This is a genomic window from Mycetocola sp. 2940 (assembly GCF_040548835.1).
In the GTDB taxonomy this organism is placed as follows: domain Bacteria; phylum Actinomycetota; class Actinomycetes; order Actinomycetales; family Microbacteriaceae; genus Mycetocola_A.
Window position 1 is genome coordinate 136093 of the sequence record NZ_JBEPSK010000001.1, and the last position, 18497, is coordinate 154589.

Sequence of the window (18497 nt, forward strand, 5' to 3'; positions counted from 1 at the left end):
GACACGCCGCCGGGCGGGTGCGACACGCCGGACCCCAGGCAGGATCTCCTACTGTGGCCGAAGCCGCAGGGTGAGATGTGGCCGGAGCCTGAAGGTGAGAACCGTGACGGGTGCCGTTACGACGTGAGGAGCAGCGGAAAGTCTGTCTTCCTCCGTTGAGCGCCGCGTCGGACCCGAGTGCTGGGGGAGCCACCGGGCGGCCCGCGCTGCCCCACCTCATAATCAGGAGATTTCGACCGACACGCCGCCGGGCGGGTGTGACACGCCGGACCTCAGGCAGGATCTCCTACTGTGACCGTCGGCGCAGCGTAAGAACGGTGACGGATGCCGTGATCCGGTCGGGCGCCGGAACGCTGCTGTCGTCGGCAGTGAGACCGTGGTGGGCGGAGGGGCCCATGCCGATCAGCAGTCCGAGGGCGTCGTCGTCGAGCGTCATGGAGAACTCGACCTCGGTGCGCGCCTCTTCGTCGAACCAGGGTTCCGCTGCCAGGGCCAGCTCGTCCGCCTTACCCTCGGGCACGTCGAGCGCGAGCCCGGCGGCGCGCGCCTCACGGAGATGGTTCCCCGTGGGAACGACGGCGACGAGGCATCCGTCCGTGTGGAGCACACGGGCGAACTCGGGCAGGTTCCTCGGGGCGAAGACGCTGAGCAGGACGTCGCGCGACGCGTCGGCGAGGGGGAGCGGCTGCCAGACGTCGAGAACCACGCCCACAGCACCGGAAACCCCGTTCACGGCGGCGCGGACGGCGGCAGGCGACAGATCCGCGGCGAGGATGTCCTCGGCCGCCAGGGCGGCGCTGGCAGCCTCGAGATAGTAACCGGTGCCGCATCCGATCTCAGCGATCCGGCCGGGCGGGCTGGAGACGGCCGCAGCACAGGCCGCGGCGACGGCATCAGCGATCGGCCGGTATGCCCCGGTGGCGAAGAACCGCGCCCGGGCGGCCAGCATCTCTGCGCTGTCGCCGACCACTCGGGTCCGGGGAGGCAGCAGGGACACGTAGCCGCGTTTGTTCACGTCGACCCGGTGCCCGTTGTCGCAGCCGAGGACGAGCGCGCCGGCGGGGGAGAGCGGCAGCGAGCCGGATCCGGCGGAGAAACAGAACGGGCAGCGAAGCCCCCCTGCCAAACGGTGGAGGGTCAACGCTGCCCGATCGATAGTGAGTCGTCCTAGTGGTGGTTGTTGTGCGAGGACTCCAGCTCGCCCCGGGTAATCGGGTCGATGCGGTCTTCGAAGAACCACCGGGAGAGTCCCGCGCGTGCCCGCTGGGCCACCGTGATGCGTCCGCGCGAGTCCGGGCGGATCATCAGCGGCTGGTACGACTCGTGGCTGACGAGCTTCCAGCGCTCGAAGTCATCGACGGGCTCGTGCACCTCGATGTACTCGCCACCGGGGAGGCGGACGATACGGCCAGACTCGTACCCGTGGAGGGCGATGGAGCGGTCTTTCTTCTGCAGCGCCAGGCAGGTCCGCTTGGCGATGAAGTAGGCGATCACCGGTCCGACGAAGAGAAGCACCTGGAGAGTGTGGATGACACCTTCCATGGTGACCTTGAAGTGCGTCGCAATGATGTCGGAGCTCGCTGCCGCCCAGAGGCAGGCGTAGAAGGTGACACCGGCTGCGCCGATCGCCGTGCGGGTGGCGGCGTTGCGGGGACGGTCGAGGATGTGGTGCTCGCGCTTGTCACCGGTGATCCACGCCTCGATGAAGGGGTAGAACAACACGATCATGATGAACAGCCCGACAACGGTGAGCGGAACCAGGATCCCGAACGAGAAGGTGTGGTCGAAGAGGACGATGTCCCAGTTCGACGGCGCCAGCCGGAGGATGCCGTCGGCGAAGCCGATGTACCAGTCAGGCTGGGTGCCGGCAGAGACCGGGGACGGGTCGTACGGGCCGTAGTTCCAGATCGGGTTGATCGTGAACAGCGAAGCGATGAGCATCACGATGCCGAAGACGATGAAGAAGAACCCACCGGCCTTCGACGCGTACACGGGCATGATCGGGTAACCGACGACGTTCTCCGGCGTGCGTCCAGGACCTGAGTACTGGGTGTGCTTGTGCACCACGACGAAGAGGAGGTGGAGGGCGATGAGCACGAGGATGATCGCCGGCAGCAACAGGATGTGCAGCGAGTACAGCCGGCCGACGATGTCGGTGCCCGGGAACTCGCCGCCGAACAGCAGGAACGACGTCCAGGTTCCGATGAGCGGGATGCCCTTCACCATGCCGTCGATGATGCGGAGTCCGTTTCCGGAGAGCAGGTCGTCAGGCAGCGAGTAGCCGGTGAATCCCTCGGCCATGGCCAGGATGAAGAGGATGAATCCGATCACCCAGTTCAGCTCGCGTGGCTTGCGGAACGCGCCGGTGAAGAAGATCCGGAGCATGTGCAGGCCGATCGACGCCACGAACAGCAGTGCCGCCCAGTGGTGAACCTGGCGCATGAGAAGGCCGCCGCGGATGTCGAAAGAGATGTCGAGCGTGGACGCCATGGCCGCGGACATCTCGATGCCCTTGAGCGGCACATAGGAGCCCTCGTAGTGGACCTCGGCCATCGACGCCTCGAAGAAGAACGTCAGGAATGTGCCGGACAGCAGGATGATGACGAAGCTGTACAGCGCCACCTCGCCGAGCATGAACGACCAGTGGTCAGGGAAGATCTTTCGACCGAGCTCCTTGACGATGATCGAGACGCTCGTCCGCTCGTCGATGTAGTTCGAGGCCGCTGCCGTGAAGCCACCGGACTTCTTGACCGGTGTCGGTGTCGTGGGTTCGGCCGGAGCCGTGACGGTGTTCAATGACGCTCCCAGAAACTCGGGCCCACAGGTTCGCGGAAATCGCTCTGCGCGATGAGGTAGCCCTCGTCATCGATAGCGATCGGAAGCTGCGGAAGGGGACGTGCCGCGGGTCCGAAGATCACGGCGCAGTGGTTGGTGACGTCGAACTGCGACTGGTGGCACGGGCAGAGCAGGTGGTGAGTCTGCTGCTCGTACAGGGCTACGGGGCAGCCGACGTGGGTGCACACCTTGGAGTATGCGACGATTCCGTCGTACGACCAGTCCTTCTTGTCCTCGTCTTCGACGAGGTCTTCGGGCTTCAGGCGCATGAGCAGGACGATGGCCTTGGCCTTCTCTTCGAGGTAGCCCTCGCTGTGGCCGACTTCGGCCAGCTTCTCGGGGATCACGTGGAAGACGGAGCCGATGGTGACGTCGGATGCCTTGATCGGCAGACCGGAGGGGTCACGGGCGAGTTTGTCGCCGGCTTCCCACATCGTGTGCTTCAGAAGGTCGACCGGGTTCTGGTTCTCGGGGGCGAGACCGCGGAACAGGACGACGGCAGGCAGAGGGAACGCAATGAGAGCACCGATGAGGCTGTTGCGGATCAGGGAGCGACGGCCGAACCCGGAGTCCTGGTTCATCTCGTCGAAGATCTCGACTGCCCGCGCCCGGGTCTCTTCGCTGCCCCGCACGGGGTGGCGAAGGTCGATGCCTTCCTCAGCCGCCATGAGGGACTTGCCCCAGTGCACGGCTCCTATACCGAGCGCGAGCAGCGCCAGCGTCAGGCCGAGACCGATGAAGAGGTTGTTGAGCCGGACGGATGCGATGTCCTCTGGCACGATCGGGAACGCCATGTACGCCGCAATGGCCAGCACGCTGCCGACGATGGAGAGGTAGAAGAGCGTGTAAACGGTGCGCTCGGCGCTCTTCTCCTTCTGCGGGTCCAGGTCGGTGACCCGGTGACGGTGAGGGGGGAAACCCGGGTTCTGAACCGCGTCCCTGGTCACAATCGCCGTGCCGACGGCGTGTTCTGTGCCGTGGCCGGTGCTCGACGAGTCGGCAGCGGCGATGTCCGTGCCGCTGTTATCGTCCTGTGCCATGTTGCTCCTTAGTGATTCTGCGCATTGTCCGAAAGCCTGGTGCCTAGTTCGACCGTGCGGCGATCCACACGGTCATCGCGACGATGCTTCCGAGGCCGAAGATCCAGAGAAAGAGTCCCTCGGCCACGGGGCCGAGTGAACCGAGCTGGTTTCCGCCCGGGGAGGGGTTCTCTTCCATGAACTTGAGTGCCGAGATGACATCCCGCTTGTCTTCAGGGGTGAGGTTCGTGTCGTTGAAGACCGGCATGTTCTGCGGTCCGGTGACCATGGCTTCGTAGATGTGCTCGGGCTCGACACCGGTCAGGCCCGGTGCGTACTTGCCTTCGGTGAGTGCTCCACCGGCTCCGGCGACGTTGTGGCACATGGCGCAGTTGATGCGGAACAGTTCGGCGCCGTTGGCGACGTCGCCTTCGCCGTCGAGCAGGGACTCGTCCGGAATGGCCGGGCCGGGTGCGGTCGATGCGACGTACTGGGCAAGGGAGAGGACCTGGTCTTCGGTGAACTGGACCGGCTTCTGCGGGGCCTGCGGCCCGTGCGCCTGCATCGGCATCCGCCCGGTGCCCACCTGGAAGTCCACAGCTGCCGCGCCGACGCCGATGAGGCTCGGCGCGTTCTCGGTTCCTTCGAGCGCGAGGCCGTGGCAGGAGGCGCAGTTGGCCTGGAAGAGCTTTTCTCCGTCTTCGACGCTGGCAGCGCTGACGGCGGCCGGGGTCTCGGCGCTGGCGGTGCTCGTCGAGAAGGCAGCGTAGGCGCCACCGGTGAAGAGGAGGCCGACGGCGAGGAGCGAGATCGTGGCGAGCGGGCTACGGCGACCTTGCTTCCGGCTCATGGACGCGGAACGTGATGTTGTCCTGGGCATTGCTGTGCTGTCTCCGATTGCTATTGAAGTACGTAGATGACGAAGAAGAGGCCGATCCAGACGACATCGACGAAGTGCCAGTAGTAGGAGACGACGATGGCGCTTGTCGCTTCCTTGTGGCCGAACGACTTGACGGCGTATGCGCGACCGATCACAAGGAGGAAAGCGATGAGACCTCCGGTGACGTGGAGCCCGTGGAATCCGGTGGTGAAGTAGAACGCCGAGCCGTAGGCGTTGGACGAGAGAGAGACGCCCTCGCTCACCAGCGTGGCGTACTCGAAGATCTGGCCGGCGACGAAGATCGCACCGAGGGCGTAGGTGAGGAAGAACCACTCGACCATGCCCCACTGGCTGGGCTTCCAGCCCACCGATCGGGGCTGCATCCGCTCCGCGGCGAACACTCCGAACTGGCAGGTGAACGATGAGGCCACCAGGATGATCGTGTTGACCGTCGAGAACGGAATGTTCAGCAGGGCGGTCTCGCTGGCCCACAGGTCCGGGGCTACCGAACGGAGGGTGAAATAGATCGCGAAAAGCCCCGCGAAGAACATGACCTCACTGCCGAGCCACACGATGGTGCCCACAGCGACAGTGTTTGGCCTGTTGATCTTCGGGGCTCTCGCCGCATAGTTCAATGAAGTGCTCGTCACCTCTCCATTATGGCCGATATCCCGGCGGGTTTTTCGCATTCACAGCTCCTCCGGCAAGTCTCGGAGGTTCAGGAACCCTCAGCGGCGCCCGGGAATCAGCCGTGAATTCGCCCCGGGCGCCTCGGTCGATAACATTTGAGTCATGTCTGACTCCCCAAGCTGGCCCTATGTCCTCACCACGCTCCTCAATGGCGACGACCTGAGCGTGGCAGAGGCCACCTGGGCGATGGAACAGGTCATCAGCGGGGAGGCCACCCCGGCACAGATCGCCGGGTTCCTCGTCGCCCTGCGTGCGAAGGGCGAGTCGGTGAACGAGATCGTCGGATTCCGCGACGCCATCCTCGACAAATCCGTCGCACTCCCGGTCGATTCGATGGCGCTGGACATCGTCGGCACCGGGGGAGACCGGTTCGGGACTGTCAACATCTCCACGATGGCATGCATCGTCGTTGCTGCGAGCGGTGTTCCGGTCATCAAGCATGGCAACAAAGCGGTGAGCTCGACCTCCGGCGCCAGCGATGTGCTGTCGGCGCTGGGACTCGACCTGGCGCTCTCACCCGACGCCGTGGCATCCGCCCTCACCGAAACCGGCATCACCTTCGCGTTCGCCTCTGCCTTCCACCCGGGATTCCGGCACGCCGCCCCGGTGCGCGCCGACCTCGGGGTGCCGACGGTCTTCAACTACCTCGGCCCGCTGTGCAACCCGGCCAGGCCGGAGGCATCGGCGGTCGGTGTCGCCCAGCTGGACCGCGTGCCCCTGTTCGTCGGCGTGTTCCAGACGCGCGGCGCGACGGCGCTCGTCTTCCGCGGTGACGACGGGCTCGACGAGCTCACCACCACCGGGCACTCCCACATCTGGGAGATCAGCCGCGGGCTGGTCACCGAGCACGACCTCGACCCGAGAGACCTGGGGATCTCGCGGTCCACGATGAGTGACCTCATCGGCGGGGACCCCCAGCACAACGCCGACGTCGTCCGCCGTGTCCTGGCGGGGGAGCAGGGCCCGGTGAGAGACATCGTCCTGCTCAACGCCGCCGCAGGCCTCGTCGCCTATCGCCTCGCCGAGGACCCCTCGCAGATGCAGCTCGGCATTCTCGAGCGTTTCGCCGCACAACTGGAGGTCGCCCGCGAGTCGATCGATTCCGGGCGCGCGGCAGCGAAACTCGACGAGTGGGTGCGCGCCACCCGCGGTCGGTCCCCGCAGGCCTGAACCCCTTACGCCCGCGCGACGCGGCCGCTAGGTTGAGTGCACGCTGCCCCAGCCGGCAGCAGGTTCCGGTTCGCCAGCAGAGGAGATCTTCATGAAGAAACTCATCAATGACCCGAAGAACGTTGTCACCGAAGCGGTCGAGGGATTCGCCTCAGCCCATGCCGATATCGTCAGGGCATCCACGGAGCCGGTCTTCCTCGTCCGGGCGGATGCACCATCGGACAAGGTCGGGATCGTCTCCGGCGGGGGCAGCGGGCATGAACCCCTCCACGGTGGGTTCGTCGGCTATGGAATGCTCGATGCGGCAGTCCCAGGCGCGGTCTTCACCTCGCCGACCCCCGACCCGATCGTCGCTGCGACAGCGGCTGTGGATGGCGGCAAGGGGGTGCTGCACATCGTCAAGAACTACACCGGAGACGTCCTCAACTTCGAGACCGCCGCCGACCTCGCCGCCGCCGACGGGGTCGAGGTGCGCAGCGTGATCGTCAACGACGACGTCGCGGTCCAGGACTCGCTGTATACCGCGGGGCGCAGGGGAGTGGCAGGAACGGTCCTCGTCGAGAAGATCGCCGGCGCGGCCGCCCAGCGGGGCGACTCCCTGGATCAGGTCACCGCCGTCGCCGAGAAGGTCATCGCCCAGGTTCGGTCGATGGGAGTCGCGTTGACACCCTGCGTCGTCCCGCACGCCGGTGAGCCCAGCTTCGCGCTCGAGGACGATGAGATCGAGATCGGAATCGGGATCCACGGGGAGCCGGGCCGCGAGAAGATCAAACTTCAGCCGGCCGACGCGATCGTCGACCGTCTTCTCGGGCCGATCCTCGACGACATCCCCTTCGTGTCGGGCGATCAGGTCCTCCTGCTGGTGAACGGCATGGGTGGTACGCCGCAGATCGAGCTCTACATCGCCTACCGCCGTGCGGCGCAGGTGCTCGCGGAGCGGGGGATCGAGGTCGTCCGCTCGCTCGTGGGCAACTACACGACGTCGTTGGAGATGCAGGGCATGTCGCTGTCCGTCCTCAAGCTCGACGACGAGCTCACCGGGCTGTGGGATGCGCCGGTCCAGACCGCGGCTCTCCGTTGGGGACGCTGAATACCGTGATCGAAATACGACGAGAGGAAGCTTCATGAGCCTGGGTACCGCGTGGGTGATCGATTGGGTCAGGGCGAGCGCCGCCGTCATCGCGGAGAACCGGGTGGAGTTGATCACCCTTGACCGGGAGATCGGCGACGGTGACCACGGTGAGAACATGGACCGTGGGTTCTCCGCAGTGCTCCCCAAGCTCGACGACGTCGCCGACGACGCCCTCCCGGCTGATGTGCTCAAAATCGTCGCGACGACCCTCATCTCGACCGTCGGCGGGGCATCCGGTCCGCTGTACGGGACCGCGTACCTCAAGGCTGCCGGAGCCGTCGCCGGCCTGTCCGAGCTCGACGGCACCGCCGTTGCTGCCCTCCTCCGCGCAGCCCGGGACGGCATCGTCCTGCGCGGCAAGGCCCAGACCGGGGACAAGACGATGATCGACGCCTGGACCCCGGCCGTCGACGCCGCCGATGCCGCCCTGGCGACCGGAGCGAGCGAGCCCGAGATCCTGGAGTCCGCGGCGGTGGCTGCCGCTGCGGGAGCGGAATCGACGGAGCCGCTCGTCGCCCGCAAGGGACGGGCAAGCTACCTGGGCGAACGAGCGATCGGACATCGGGATCCGGGGGCGCAGTCGACCTTGCTGCTGCTGCGCGCCGCTGCGGATGCCGCCACACCGGCAACAGCATGACGGTGGGCCTCGTGTTCGTGTCGCACAGCGCACGGATTGCCGATGGTCTCGTCGAGCTCGCTCGCCAGATGGCACCGGATGTTCCGCTCCTCGCGGCCGGCGGCACCGACGACGGCGGAATCGGAACGAGCTTCGACCTCGTCACTGCTGCCATCGGGGAGGCGGACTCCGGCGACGGGGCGGTCATCCTGTGCGACCTGGGGTCCGCGATCCTCACCGCTGAGACAGCCCTGGACTTTCTCGACGACGAGCAGCGATCCCGCGTGCTCATCGTCGACGCTCCGCTCGTGGAGGGCGGCGTGGCGGCGGCTGTCGCAGCCCAGACCGGCGAAGACCGCGACGGGGTCGCGGCTGCGGCACGGACGGCGACCGGCTCGCCCCCCGCGCCCGAACAGCCCTCGGTCGGTCGGGAGGGCTATTCCCGGATTGTCACCGTGATCAACCGGGACGGCCTCCACGCGCGCCCGGCGGCGGATTTCGTCAAGCTCGCCAGCACGTTCTCCGCCCGCGTCACCGTGAACGGGAAGGATGCGAAAAGCCTGCTGGCGATCATGGCGCTCGGACTCGTCCGGGGCCGCGACGCGGAGATCGCCACCGCTGACCCGAACGGCAGGGCTGCGGTCGACGCCCTCGCTGACCTGGTCGCCTCCGGCTTCGGCGAAGACTGATCCCTGCACCGCCTGGCTGCGCGTTGACTCGCCATAGCAGTCCCGTGCTGTTTCGTCAAATCAGCGCTACCATGTCGACATGGTCCGATCAAAGAAGACGGAGACCACGGACGGCCGGCTGGTTCGCTCGGCCGCGTGGATCGACCGAAAACTCATGCCGGTCTTCGGCCCTCCGCCGATTACCGAAGGCACCGATGACGCCTCCGCCACCAACGGTCCCACCTGCCCGGTGTGCGGTCATCCGATGGGGGAGCACACCATCGACCATTCGACACGCAACGCCGTCCTCGAGTGCCCTGCGCCCATCGATCACAGTCTGGAGCACCCGAACCACTCGCCGTTGGACGAATTCGGGATGCCGTTGCGCGGCCCGCGACGCACCGCCAAGAATCCTTGATGACGCGCCAGCCGACCCTGTCACCCGCTGAAACCTCGGACGAGTTGCGGGGGAGTGGCTTTCGGCACGAGAACGAATGCCTCACGGCATCCTTCTCGACGCCCGACTTCTCCACGGGCGCGCGACTGGTGGCGGAGGTGGCCGACATCGCCAACGAGCTGAACCACCACCCGGACGTCACGCTGGGCTGGGGATCTGTGGGATTCTCGCTGACGTCGCACGACGAGGGAGGGGTTACCCACCGCGACCTGACCCTGGCACGACGGATCGCCGCGGCCGCCGCTGCCCTCGGGATCGAGCAGGCTCCCGACGCTGAGACCACCGACGGAGAGGACGATTGACGAGGATCGGCCCGAAACGGGGCGTGCGGCGATGAGGGTCGTCGTGGCCGGCGCGACTGGGGTGCTCGGGATTCCGATCGTCGAGCGCCTCCTTGCCGCGGGCCACACGGTGCACGGCATCACGCGTTCGACGGACGGCGTCGAGCGACTGACACAGCTCGGTGCCCGTGCCATGATCGCTGACATCCTCGACCGCGACGAACTCCTGCACGTGGCCAGGGGCGCCGAGGCCGATGCGGTTCTCCACGAGGCGACCTCGCTGAAGAAGCCACCGGTCGGGCACGCCGGCATGGCGGCAACGAACGACCTTCGGATCCAGGGAACAGCGAATCTGCTGGACCTGGCCCGCGAGGTGGGTGCCACGCGATTCGTGACCCAGTCGATCGTGTTCGGATACGGCTACTCCGACCACGGCGACCAGGTCCTCACCGAGGATTCACCGTTCGGGCGCACGGACGGCAGCCCGTTCGACCCCCATATCGCCGCGATGGCCTCGACCGAACGCCAGGCGTTCCAGGCCGACGGCGTGGAGGGGATCGCCCTCCGTTACGGTCTGCTCTACGGGGACGATGTCGACACGGTCGTCCGGATGCTGCGCCGGCGATCGCTCCCGGTCGCCCGGAACGGCGGCAGGCTCGCGTTCGTGCACCACCAGGACGCCGCCGCCGCAACGGTGGTCGCCCTCGAACACGCCCGCGGAGGGGAGGCGTACAACATTGTCGACGACACTCCTGCAACCTTCCGTGAGCTCATCACCGGGGTCGCCGAAGCCAGGCATGCCCCGAAACCCCTGGTCGTTCCGGGCTGGCTGCTCAAGCGGGTGGCGCCGTACGGCGGGGTGGTGCTCAACGATGTGTCCATGCTGGTGTCCAATGCCAAGGCGAAGCGGGAACTCGGCTGGTCGCCGCGCTACCCGTCGTACCGCGACGGGCTTCGGACTGCGTCGGCGCAGCAAACCTGACCACGCGCCAACTCACGCACGTCGGGCGGCTTCACACGATACGCCGCGTGTTTCCGCCCGGAACGCGTGATGTCGGTGGCGTGCCCGTTGTGTCCGGGGAGCGGCTTCGGGAGCGGCCGGGGAGCGTGGTTTCCGGAGCAGGAATCGGTTTGTTGACATAATGTGCATTATCGGCATTCCAGGAAAGTGGGGGCAGGCTGCGGAGGTCGAAGGATCCGCCCCTTCCGAGAATGGCGCGCCGGCTCCACGCCCCGAACCCTCGTCGCCGCCCCCAACGAAGATCGGCACGGGCTGGCCGGTCGGCGCCGCTGTGCCTGGGCGGCGCCGCGGCCTCGTCAGCGGGCCCGCACGACGCCTGACGTTCGAGGTGAGCCAGCGGCATCCCCGGACCGGACCAGTCGCGCTTTTACTTGACATAATGCGCGGACGTTGGTGAAACTGACTCCCCCGAAAACCCCATTACCACCGGGACCGCCCCGCACCTGCACCCCAATTCGGGGTAAGTGCTGCCGTGTTAGCGTGGCGCGCGCCCATCCCGGGTACGGCCTCGCTCCCGAAAGCGTCGACGTGTCAACACCGGGATTCTGCGCGCCTTGATTACCGACCCCTATAGGAGATATTAAATGGCAAACGCAAAACACGTGGCAGCAGTTCTTGGCCTGGTGCCTTTTGTGATCGGTCTCGGCGCTGCGCCGGCCTTCGCTGAGGGCAACGGCTCCGCTCGGGGTTCGATCTCTATCGAGAACCAGGAACTCACCGACGCCGAGACATCAAATGAAGTCAAGGTGGGCTGCGACTTCCGCGTCGACTTCTTCGGTTTCGACACAGCGACGGTGCCGGTCAGCTTCACCGCAATGCAGCCTTCTGGCAATGGCGAAGTACTCGAACAGCGGACGGTTACGCTCGAGGACGCCGACCCTGACGGCGGAAACGACTTCAGCGGGTCCCTCTACGTCGACCTGACCGAAGATCTCAAGAACATCGAACCGGCCGTAGCACAGGACTACGACTACAAGGTGCGCGTCGAAGCGACTGTCAAGCAGACGGCGGGCGCCGAGATAACGAAGAAATCGATGCTCTTCATCGTGTGCGCTCCCGAAGGTGAAACGCCTCCGCCGGTCGTCACTGAGCCCGTCGTGACTGAGCCGGTCGTGACTGAACCGGTCGTGACTGAGCCGGTCGTGACTGAGCCCGTCGTGACTGAACCGGTCGTGACTGAGCCCGTCGTGACTGAACCCGTCGTGACTGAACCGGCCGTGACTGAACCGGCCGTGACGCCCGCGCCGGCCCCTGCCCCGGTGGAGGCAACGTCCACTGTGGAAACCCCTGAGGTTCCAGAAGATGCAGTGCGCGTTGAGAAAGTGTCCGCTCTCGCTGAGACGGGAACATCGCCGTGGTTGGCCATCGTCGCCGCAGCGTTGATGATGGCGGCGGGCCTGGTGCTTCGGCGCTTCTCCGTGAGGACCTCCGCGTAGCCGGCAGTCGTTACCGGTTCGTAGGACAGGAAGGCCACCGGATTCCGGTGGCCTTCCCGTCTTTCGGGAGGAATGAAGGGAGTCTGCAGGTCAGCGGCCGACGTACGAGGCCAGGTGCTTGCCCGTCAGGGTTGACCGTGCCGCCACCAGGTCGGCGGGCGTTCCTTCGAAGACGACCCGGCCACCGTCGTGGCCGGCTCCCGGTCCGAGGTCGATGATCCAGTCGGCGTGGGCCATGACCGCCTGATGGTGTTCGACGACGAGCACCGACTTCCCCGAGTCGACGAGCCGGTCGAGCAGTCTGAGCAGATTTTCGACATCCGCGAGGTGGAGCCCCGTGGTCGGCTCGTCGAGCACGTAGATGCCGCCCTTTTCAGCCATCTGCGTGGCCAGCTTGAGCCGCTGCCGCTCACCACCGGACAGTGTCGTGAGCGGCTGACCGAGGCTAAGGTAGCCGAGTCCCACATCGGCGAGCCGGTCCAGGATCGCGTGGGCGGCCGGTGTGCGTGCCTCCCCCGCGCCGAAGAACTCCTCGGCCTCGGTCACCGACATGGCGAGGACCTCGCTGATGTCGCGTCCGCCGAGTTTGTACTCGAGCACTTCGGCCTGGAACCGCTTGCCGTCGCACACCTCACACGGCGACTCGACGGTGGCCATCACGCCGAGGTCGGTGTAGATCACCCCGGCGCCGTTGCAGACCGGGCACGCGCCCTCGGAGTTTGAGCTGAACAGCGCCGGCTTCACACCGTTGGCCTTCGCGAACGCCTTCCGGATCGGTTCCAGCATCCCCGTGTACGTCGCGGGGTTGCTGCGCCGGGAGCCGCGGATGGCTCCCTGGTCGATCGACACCACGCCGGCACCGGGCGGAATCGACCCGTGCACGAGCGAACTCTTGCCGGATCCGGCGACACCGGTGATCACCACGAGCACGCCGAGCGGGATGTCGACATCCACGTTCTGCAGGTTGTGTTTCGTCGCCCCGCGGATCTCGAGTGCGCCCTTCGGCGGGCGAACCGTGTCTTTGAGGGCGACCCGGTCGTGCAGGTGGCGACCGGTGAGCGTGTCGCTCGTCCGCAGTTCGTCGAGTGTTCCTTCGAAGCAGATCGAACCGCCCGCCGTGCCTGCGCCGGGGCCGAGGTCGACGATGTGGTCACCGATGGCGATCATCTCGGGCTTGTGCTCGACGACGAGCACCGTGTTCCCTTTGTCGCGGAGCTGCAGCAGCAGCGTGTTCATGCGTTCGATGTCGTGCGGGTGCAGGCCGATGGTGGGCTCGTCGAAGACATAGGTGACGTCGGTGAGCGACGACCCGAGGTGCCGGATCATCTTCGTGCGCTGCGCTTCACCACCGGACAGGGTTCCCGCAGGCCGGTCGAGGGACAGGTAACCGAGCCCGATCTCGACGAAGGAGTCGAGCGTGTCACCCAGGGCGGCCAGCAACGGCGCTACCGACGGTTCATGGAGCTCCCGAACCCACGACGCCAGGTCGCTGATCTGCATGGCACACACATCCGCGATGTTGAGCCCGGCAACCCGCGACGACCGGGCACCCTCGTTGAGACGGGTTCCCCCGCAGTCGGGACAGGTCGTGAAGGTGACTGCGCGGTCGACGAAGGCGCGGATGTGCGGCTGCATCGCCTCACGGTCCTTCGACAGGAACGATTTCTGGACCTTGGGGACCAGCCCCTCGTAGGTCATGTTCATCGACTGAAGCTGCACCTTCGTCGGTTCCTTGTACAGGAAGTCGTTGAGTTCCTTCTTGGTGTAGTCCCGGATCGGCTTCTTCGGGTCGACGAAACCGGATTCGGCGAAGATCCGCACCATCCACCCGTCCTGGCTGTAGCCGGGGATGGTGAGTGCACCCTCAGCCAGTGACTTGGAGTCATCGTAAAGCTGGGTCAGGTCGATGTCGTTCACCGTGCCCATGCCCTCGCAGCGGGGGCACATCCCGCCGGTGATCTCAAAGCTGCGGCGTTCCTTCACCGTCTTCCCGCCACGCTCGATCGACACGGCACCCGCTCCGCTGATCGACGCGACATTGAAGGAGAAAGCCTGGGGCGAGCCGATGTGGGGCTGGCCGAGCCGGCTGAACACGATGCGCAGCATCGCGTTGACATCGGTCGCGGTGCCGACCGTCGAGCGGGAATTGGCGCCCATCCGTTCCTGGTCCACGATGATCGCGGTCGTCAGCCCCTCGAGCACGTCGACGTCCGGCCGTGCCAGCGACGGCATGAAACCCTGCAGGAACGCGCTGTAGGTTTCGTTGATCATCCGTTGTGACTCTGCCGCGATGGTGCCGAACACCAGCGAACTCTTGCCCGAACCGGATACGCCGGTGAACACGGTCAGGCGGCGCTTCGGGATCTCGAGACTGATGTCCTTGAGATTGTTCACCCGTGCGCCCTGCACCCGGATCCGATCGTGACTGTCGGCGCCGTGGGTGGTGCGGGCTTCGGTGTCGGTGCTCGTGATGGTGCTCATCGTTTCTCTCCTGTGGGGGCGGATGCTTCTGCCTGAGATGGTGTCGCTGGGCTCGGTCGGACCGGTTCGAGCTTAGCGATGCCGGTCACACGGATCAGCGTCCATGGTCGTCAGACCAGATGCGGTGCAGCGGTCGCTGCTTCCCGTGTCCTGGTCGGCCTCGTCACCTGTTTCGCCACGCACGGCGGCATGCCGGCCAGCGAGTTCGCCGCATCGCGCCGGTAGAGGCTGGGCGGGACCCCGACGAGTTCGCTGAACCTGCTGCTGAACGACCCCAGCGATGAACAGCCGACGGCGAAGCAGACCTCTGTCACGCTGAGGTCGCCCCGTCGCAGAAGCTCCATCGCGCGTTCGATGCGCCGCGTCATCAGGTACGCATAGGGCGACTCGCCGTAGGCAAGCCGGAACTGGCGGCTGAGGTGCCCGGCAGACATGTTCGCGCCGCGGGCAAGGGCCTCGACGTCAAGCGGCTCGGCGTACTCCCTGTCGATCCTGTCGCGAACCCGGCGCAGAATCGCAAGGTCGTGGAGGTGCTGGGTCGTGGCGCTCTGGCTGGTCACGTACAGGATCGTGCCACCTCGCACCGGAGTTGTCCACCGGTGCGGGCGGTTCGGGTGGGGAGCCCTACTCGGAGCCGAAGTCCGCGGTGTCCCCGACGTAGCGGGTGTTCTCTGCCGGGATCGGTTCCACGGCTGCGAGAGCGATCTCCGCGGCGAACTCCCCCACGTTGTAGAGCTTGCCAGCGGCATCCTTGCGGGCGCTGATCGCCCCGGGGTTCGCGCGCTCGAGCAGCGTCGCGGTGATGGTGCCCTCGATCATGTCGCCCGAGACGACGACGAAGTCGATCCCCTTGCCGGCGAGTTCCGGGATGCGGGCGCGGAGGGCGTCCTCGCCGGCGCGTTTCGACTGCGCAACCGGCTCGTACTCGGGCATCGTCGGCGTCGTGCGAATGAAGTGGGCCTGGTGGCTCGTGACGAAGACGACTCGCGACCCGTCGCCGAGCAGCGGCAGCGCCGCGTCGAGCACGTTCACCTGGGCGTCCCGGTTGAGTTGCATGGCGTAGTCGGCGGCCATGCCGCTCTCCATGCCGCCCGACGCGTTGAGGACGAGCACGTCGAGGTGCCCGTACTTCTCGGCGACCGTGTCGAACATCGCCTGGACGGATGCCGGGTCGGTCAGGTCTGCGCCCACCGTGATCGCCGTTCCGCCTGCCGCCCGGATCTGGTCGGCGAGCTTGACGGCGCGCGCCTCCTTGTTGCGGAAGTTGATGACGACGTTCGCGCCTGCCTCGGCGAAGTAGCGGACGGTGTCAGCCCCGATGCCCCGTGACGACCCGGTGACGAGGATGTTCTTGCCCGCGAGTGAACCTGCGGAGAGAGGGTTGGACATGGGAACTCCTTCAAAACGGTGGCGGTGCGCGACGGCGGCAATCCCAGCCTCCGAGACTACCAAGAACTCGCCGCGGTCAGCGGCCTACCTGCTAGATTCAGCAGTAACACTGGCCTCACAGGTGACGGCCGGAAGGGCGAGTCATGGACTGGATCGAACAGTACACATGGGTGATCTGGCTGGTCCTGATTCTTCTGTTCATCACCATCGAGATGCTCAGCCTCGAATTCACCTTCCTCATGCTGGCGATCGGCAGCGTCGTCGGACTTCTGTCCGGCCTGCTCGGAGTTCCATGGTGGGCGCAGTTCCTGATCGGCGCCGCGGCATCCGTTCTGTTCCTGCTCGTCGTCCGCCCCCCGCTTCTTCGCGCGCTGCGGAAAGGCGAAGACCCGGCGAAAAGCAACGTCGACGCCCTGCTGGGGTCGCGCGGCCAGGTCGTGCAGACCGTCTCCGGTCACGGCGGCCAGGTCAAGCTTTCGAACGGCGAGTTGTGGACCGCTGTCGTCCCCACGGACTCCCCCGCGAGAAGCCTGGAACCGGGCACCGCCATCCGTGTCCTCGCGATCGAAGGAGCGACCGCCGTGGTCGTGCCGAATGAAAGGAAGCTCCAGTGACTCCGGCTGAACTCGTCGGAACGACCGTCGGATGGATCATCGCGATCGTCGTTCTCATCTTCATCCTGGTGGTGCTGTTCCGGGCCATCCGGATCATCCCCCAGGCCACGGCGGGCGTCGTGGAGCGCCTCGGCCGGTATCACAAGACTCTGCAGCCGGGGCTGAACATCCTCGTCCCGTTCATCGACCGGGTGCGCCCGCTGATCGACATGCGCGAGCAGGTCGTCTCGTTCCCGCCACAGCCGGTGATCACCGAGGACAACCTCGTCGTGTCGATCGACACCGTCGTCTACTTCCAGGTGACGGATGCCCGCGCCGCCACCTACGAGATCGCCAACTACCTCGGCGCCGTCGAGCAGCTCACCACGACCACCCTTCGTAACGTCGTCGGTGGACTCAACCTCGAAGAAGCTCTCACGAGCCGTGACAACATCAACGGGCAGCTCCGGGTCGTCCTCGACGAGGCGACAGGCAAATGGGGCATCCGGGTGGGCCGCGTCGAACTGAAGGCGATCGACCCGCCCCTGTCGATCCAGGATTCGATGGAGAAGCAGATGCGGGCCGAACGCGACCGTCGCGCCCTGATCCTCACTGCGGAGGGAACGAAACAGTCGGCGATCCTCACCGCCGAGGGCGCCCGCCAGGCGGCCATCCTCAGCGCGGAAGGCGACGCGAGGGCTGCCGTCCTTCGCGCGCAGGGTGAAGCCCAGGCGATCGCCACGGTCTTCGACGCCATCCACCGTGGGGACCCCGACCCGAGACTGCTGGCCTACCAGTACCTGCAGACCCTGCCCAAACTGGCCGACGGGTCAGCGAACAAACTGTGGATCATCCCGTCCGAACTGACCGAGGCCCTCAAAGGGCTCGGCAAGGCGTTCATCCCCGGACCCGGCGACGACAAACCGTACACCCCGACCGCGCCCACCCCCGACATTCCGTCGAGCATCTTCCCGCCGGACACCCCACCGGCGTCCCCTCCCCCGGCGTCTCCGCTCCCGCCGGTCTCCGGTTAGGAATGGCCGGCGAGAACGCGGCCTCGCGGTACTTCGACCCGCCCGGTCCGCGCATTCTCGCGCACCGCGGACTTGCCCTCGCCGTGCCGGAGAACACGATCGCCGCGTTCCAGGCGGCGGTGGACGTCGGCGCCGTATACCTCGAAACGGATGCTCACGCCACCGCTGACGGCGTCGCTGTTCTCGTTCACGACCCGGAGATCGTGGCGGACGGGGTGTCGCATCCGGTGCGCAATCTCACGTTGAGCCAGCTGCGCCAGCTCGACCTCGGTGGTGGGCACCGCGTGCCTACACTCGCCGGCGCACTCGTCACGTTCCCCAACGCCCGCTTCAACATCGACGTCAAGGCTGAGCAGGCCGCGGGACCCGTTGTGCGCGCGATCCTGGCCGAACGCGCCGTCGACCGGGTCCTTCTCACCTCCTTCGACGAGGCACGGCGAACGCGCGCCATCGATTCCCTCCCGGGAGTCGCCTCATCCGCGTCATCCGAGCGGTTCGCCCGCGCTTTCGTCGGCGCCCGCGTCGGGTCGGTGACGCTCGTGCGTTCCGCGCTCGGAGGCATCCGCTGTGTCCAGATCCCCGAGAAACACCGGAACCTGCGCCTGGTCACCGGCCGCTCGGTCCGGGCGTTCCACCGCGCCGGCGTCGAGGTCCACGTGTGGACGGTGAACGAGCCGGATGACATGCACCGCCTCCTCGACCTCGGCGTCGATGGCCTCATCACCGACCGCGCCGACGTGGCCCTTCCCCTCGTCGCCGACCGGGCCATCCGAGGCCGAGTCTGAGTGCAGGCTG

General features: G+C 66.5%; 19 protein-coding genes. 11 read left to right on the forward strand and 8 right to left on the reverse strand.

Translation table 11 applies throughout. From position 1 onward, the window contains the following. Positions 1-286: 286 nt before the first annotated feature. The 5 genes from ABIE24_RS00650 to ctaE are packed head-to-tail and all read right to left on the reverse strand — an operon-like array spanning position 287 to position 5423. Positions 287-1126, reverse strand: a complete 840-nt coding sequence (locus ABIE24_RS00650; protein WP_354495802.1) for a methyltransferase domain-containing protein — start codon at positions 1124-1126, stop codon at positions 287-289. A gap of 41 nt (positions 1127-1167) precedes the next feature. Further along, a complete protein-coding gene (qcrB, locus tag ABIE24_RS00655; protein WP_354495803.1) occupies positions 1168-2796 on the reverse strand; it encodes a cytochrome bc1 complex cytochrome b subunit in 1629 nt (542 codons plus the stop codon). Next, positions 2793-3875 carry a cytochrome bc1 complex Rieske iron-sulfur subunit gene (qcrA, locus tag ABIE24_RS00660; protein WP_354495805.1) on the reverse strand — a complete coding sequence of 361 codons (1083 nt, stop codon included), beginning with the start codon at positions 3873-3875 and terminating at the stop codon, positions 2793-2795. Before qcrA ends, qcrB begins: the two co-directional genes overlap by 4 nt. A 43-nt stretch (positions 3876-3918) precedes the next feature. Further along, on the reverse strand, positions 3919-4734 hold the full coding sequence (gene qcrC, locus ABIE24_RS00665) for a cytochrome bc1 complex diheme cytochrome c subunit (RefSeq protein ID WP_354495807.1): 816 nt from the start codon (positions 4732-4734) through the stop codon (positions 3919-3921). A gap of 20 nt (positions 4735-4754) precedes the next feature. Further along, complete coding sequence (gene ctaE / locus ABIE24_RS00670; protein ID WP_354495809.1) at positions 4755-5423, reverse strand: aa3-type cytochrome oxidase subunit III; 669 nt, start codon at positions 5421-5423, stop codon at positions 4755-4757. Positions 5424-5526: 103 nt separating this feature from the next. Here ctaE and trpD point away from each other — a divergent pair, with 103 nt between their 5' ends. The 8 genes from trpD (at position 5527) to ABIE24_RS00710 (ending at position 12205) form a co-directional block, all read left to right on the forward strand. Beyond that, positions 5527-6594 carry an anthranilate phosphoribosyltransferase gene (trpD, locus tag ABIE24_RS00675; protein WP_354495811.1) on the forward strand — a complete coding sequence of 356 codons (1068 nt, stop codon included), beginning with the start codon at positions 5527-5529 and terminating at the stop codon, positions 6592-6594. Between the two features lie 91 nt (positions 6595-6685). Then, complete coding sequence (dhaK, locus tag ABIE24_RS00680; RefSeq protein WP_354495813.1) at positions 6686-7684, forward strand: dihydroxyacetone kinase subunit DhaK; 999 nt, start codon at positions 6686-6688, stop codon at positions 7682-7684. A 34-nt stretch (positions 7685-7718) separates the two neighbouring features. Next, the gene (dhaL, locus tag ABIE24_RS00685) at positions 7719-8363 is read left to right on the forward strand and encodes a dihydroxyacetone kinase subunit DhaL (protein WP_354495815.1); all 645 of its coding nucleotides are present in this window, start codon (positions 7719-7721) and stop codon (positions 8361-8363) included. After that, positions 8360-9031 (forward strand): dihydroxyacetone kinase phosphoryl donor subunit DhaM, encoded by a 672-nt coding sequence (gene dhaM, locus ABIE24_RS00690; RefSeq protein ID WP_354495816.1) that lies wholly within the window; start codon positions 8360-8362, stop codon positions 9029-9031. Before dhaL ends, dhaM begins: the two co-directional genes overlap by 4 nt. A 79-nt stretch (positions 9032-9110) precedes the next feature. Then, positions 9111-9428, forward strand: a complete 318-nt coding sequence (locus ABIE24_RS00695) for a hypothetical protein (protein WP_354495817.1) — start codon at positions 9111-9113, stop codon at positions 9426-9428. Continuing rightward, positions 9428-9769, forward strand: a complete 342-nt coding sequence (locus ABIE24_RS00700) for a 4a-hydroxytetrahydrobiopterin dehydratase (RefSeq protein ID WP_354495819.1) — start codon at positions 9428-9430, stop codon at positions 9767-9769. Before ABIE24_RS00695 ends, ABIE24_RS00700 begins: the two co-directional genes overlap by 1 nt. 31 nt (positions 9770-9800) lie before the next feature. After that, positions 9801-10730 carry an NAD-dependent epimerase/dehydratase family protein gene (locus tag ABIE24_RS00705; RefSeq protein WP_354495821.1) on the forward strand — a complete coding sequence of 310 codons (930 nt, stop codon included), beginning with the start codon at positions 9801-9803 and terminating at the stop codon, positions 10728-10730. A 623-nt stretch (positions 10731-11353) separates the two neighbouring features. After that, positions 11354-12205, forward strand: coding sequence for a hypothetical protein (locus ABIE24_RS00710; RefSeq protein WP_354495822.1), 852 nt, complete (start codon positions 11354-11356; stop codon positions 12203-12205). A gap of 90 nt (positions 12206-12295) precedes the next feature. On the opposite strand, the gene ABIE24_RS00715 is transcribed toward ABIE24_RS00710, so the two are convergent. The 3 genes from ABIE24_RS00715 to ABIE24_RS00725 form a co-directional block, all read right to left on the reverse strand. Next, complete coding sequence (locus ABIE24_RS00715) at positions 12296-14686, reverse strand: ATP-binding cassette domain-containing protein (protein ID WP_354495823.1); 2391 nt, start codon at positions 14684-14686, stop codon at positions 12296-12298. A 110-nt stretch (positions 14687-14796) separates the two neighbouring features. After that, positions 14797-15246, reverse strand: a complete 450-nt coding sequence (locus tag ABIE24_RS00720) for a helix-turn-helix transcriptional regulator (protein ID WP_354495824.1) — start codon at positions 15244-15246, stop codon at positions 14797-14799. Between the two features lie 64 nt (positions 15247-15310). After that, positions 15311-16075 carry an SDR family oxidoreductase gene (locus tag ABIE24_RS00725; RefSeq protein ID WP_354495826.1) on the reverse strand — a complete coding sequence of 255 codons (765 nt, stop codon included), beginning with the start codon at positions 16073-16075 and terminating at the stop codon, positions 15311-15313. 143 nt (positions 16076-16218) lie between these two features. On the opposite strand from ABIE24_RS00725, the gene ABIE24_RS00730 reads away from it, so the two are divergent. Genes ABIE24_RS00730 through ABIE24_RS00740 form a run of 3 tightly spaced genes read left to right on the forward strand, consistent with a single transcriptional unit; the run spans position 16219 to position 18487 of the window. After that, positions 16219-16689 (forward strand): NfeD family protein, encoded by a 471-nt coding sequence (locus ABIE24_RS00730; protein WP_354495828.1) that lies wholly within the window; start codon positions 16219-16221, stop codon positions 16687-16689. 35 nt (positions 16690-16724) lie between these two features. Next, positions 16725-17702, forward strand: coding sequence for an SPFH domain-containing protein (locus tag ABIE24_RS00735; protein WP_502916224.1), 978 nt, complete (start codon positions 16725-16727; stop codon positions 17700-17702). Between the two features lie 2 nt (positions 17703-17704). Next, positions 17705-18487: a glycerophosphodiester phosphodiesterase family protein gene (locus ABIE24_RS00740; RefSeq protein WP_354495832.1), complete on the forward strand. Its 783-nt coding sequence runs from the start codon at positions 17705-17707 to the stop codon at positions 18485-18487. Positions 18488-18497: the final 10 nt, after the last annotated feature.

Excerpts from the sequence above, each read along its gene's own strand:
- ABIE24_RS00695 (WP_354495817.1), top strand. The coding sequence starts at position 9,111 with ATGGTCCGATCAAAGAAGACGGAGACCACGGACGGCCGGCTGGTTCGC.
- trpD (WP_354495811.1), top strand. The coding sequence starts at position 5,527 with ATGTCTGACTCCCCAAGCTGGCCCTATGTCCTCACCACGCTCCTCAAT.
- qcrA (WP_354495805.1), bottom strand. The coding sequence starts at position 3,875 with ATGGCACAGGACGATAACAGCGGCACGGACATCGCCGCTGCCGACTCG.
- ABIE24_RS00705 (WP_354495821.1), top strand. The coding sequence starts at position 9,801 with ATGAGGGTCGTCGTGGCCGGCGCGACTGGGGTGCTCGGGATTCCGATC.
- ABIE24_RS00715 (WP_354495823.1), bottom strand. The coding sequence starts at position 14,686 with ATGAGCACCATCACGAGCACCGACACCGAAGCCCGCACCACCCACGGC.
- qcrC (WP_354495807.1), bottom strand. The coding sequence starts at position 4,734 with ATGCCCAGGACAACATCACGTTCCGCGTCCATGAGCCGGAAGCAAGGT.
- dhaM (WP_354495816.1), top strand. The coding sequence starts at position 8,360 with ATGACGGTGGGCCTCGTGTTCGTGTCGCACAGCGCACGGATTGCCGAT.
- dhaL (WP_354495815.1), top strand. The coding sequence starts at position 7,719 with ATGAGCCTGGGTACCGCGTGGGTGATCGATTGGGTCAGGGCGAGCGCC.
- ctaE (WP_354495809.1), bottom strand. The coding sequence starts at position 5,423 with ATGCGAAAAACCCGCCGGGATATCGGCCATAATGGAGAGGTGACGAGC.
- ABIE24_RS00700 (WP_354495819.1), top strand. The coding sequence starts at position 9,428 with ATGACGCGCCAGCCGACCCTGTCACCCGCTGAAACCTCGGACGAGTTG.
- ABIE24_RS00740 (WP_354495832.1), top strand. The coding sequence starts at position 17,705 with ATGGCCGGCGAGAACGCGGCCTCGCGGTACTTCGACCCGCCCGGTCCG.
- ABIE24_RS00710 (WP_354495822.1), top strand. The coding sequence starts at position 11,354 with ATGGCAAACGCAAAACACGTGGCAGCAGTTCTTGGCCTGGTGCCTTTT.
- ABIE24_RS00725 (WP_354495826.1), bottom strand. The coding sequence starts at position 16,075 with ATGTCCAACCCTCTCTCCGCAGGTTCACTCGCGGGCAAGAACATCCTC.
- ABIE24_RS00730 (WP_354495828.1), top strand. The coding sequence starts at position 16,219 with ATGGACTGGATCGAACAGTACACATGGGTGATCTGGCTGGTCCTGATT.
- dhaK (WP_354495813.1), top strand. The coding sequence starts at position 6,686 with ATGAAGAAACTCATCAATGACCCGAAGAACGTTGTCACCGAAGCGGTC.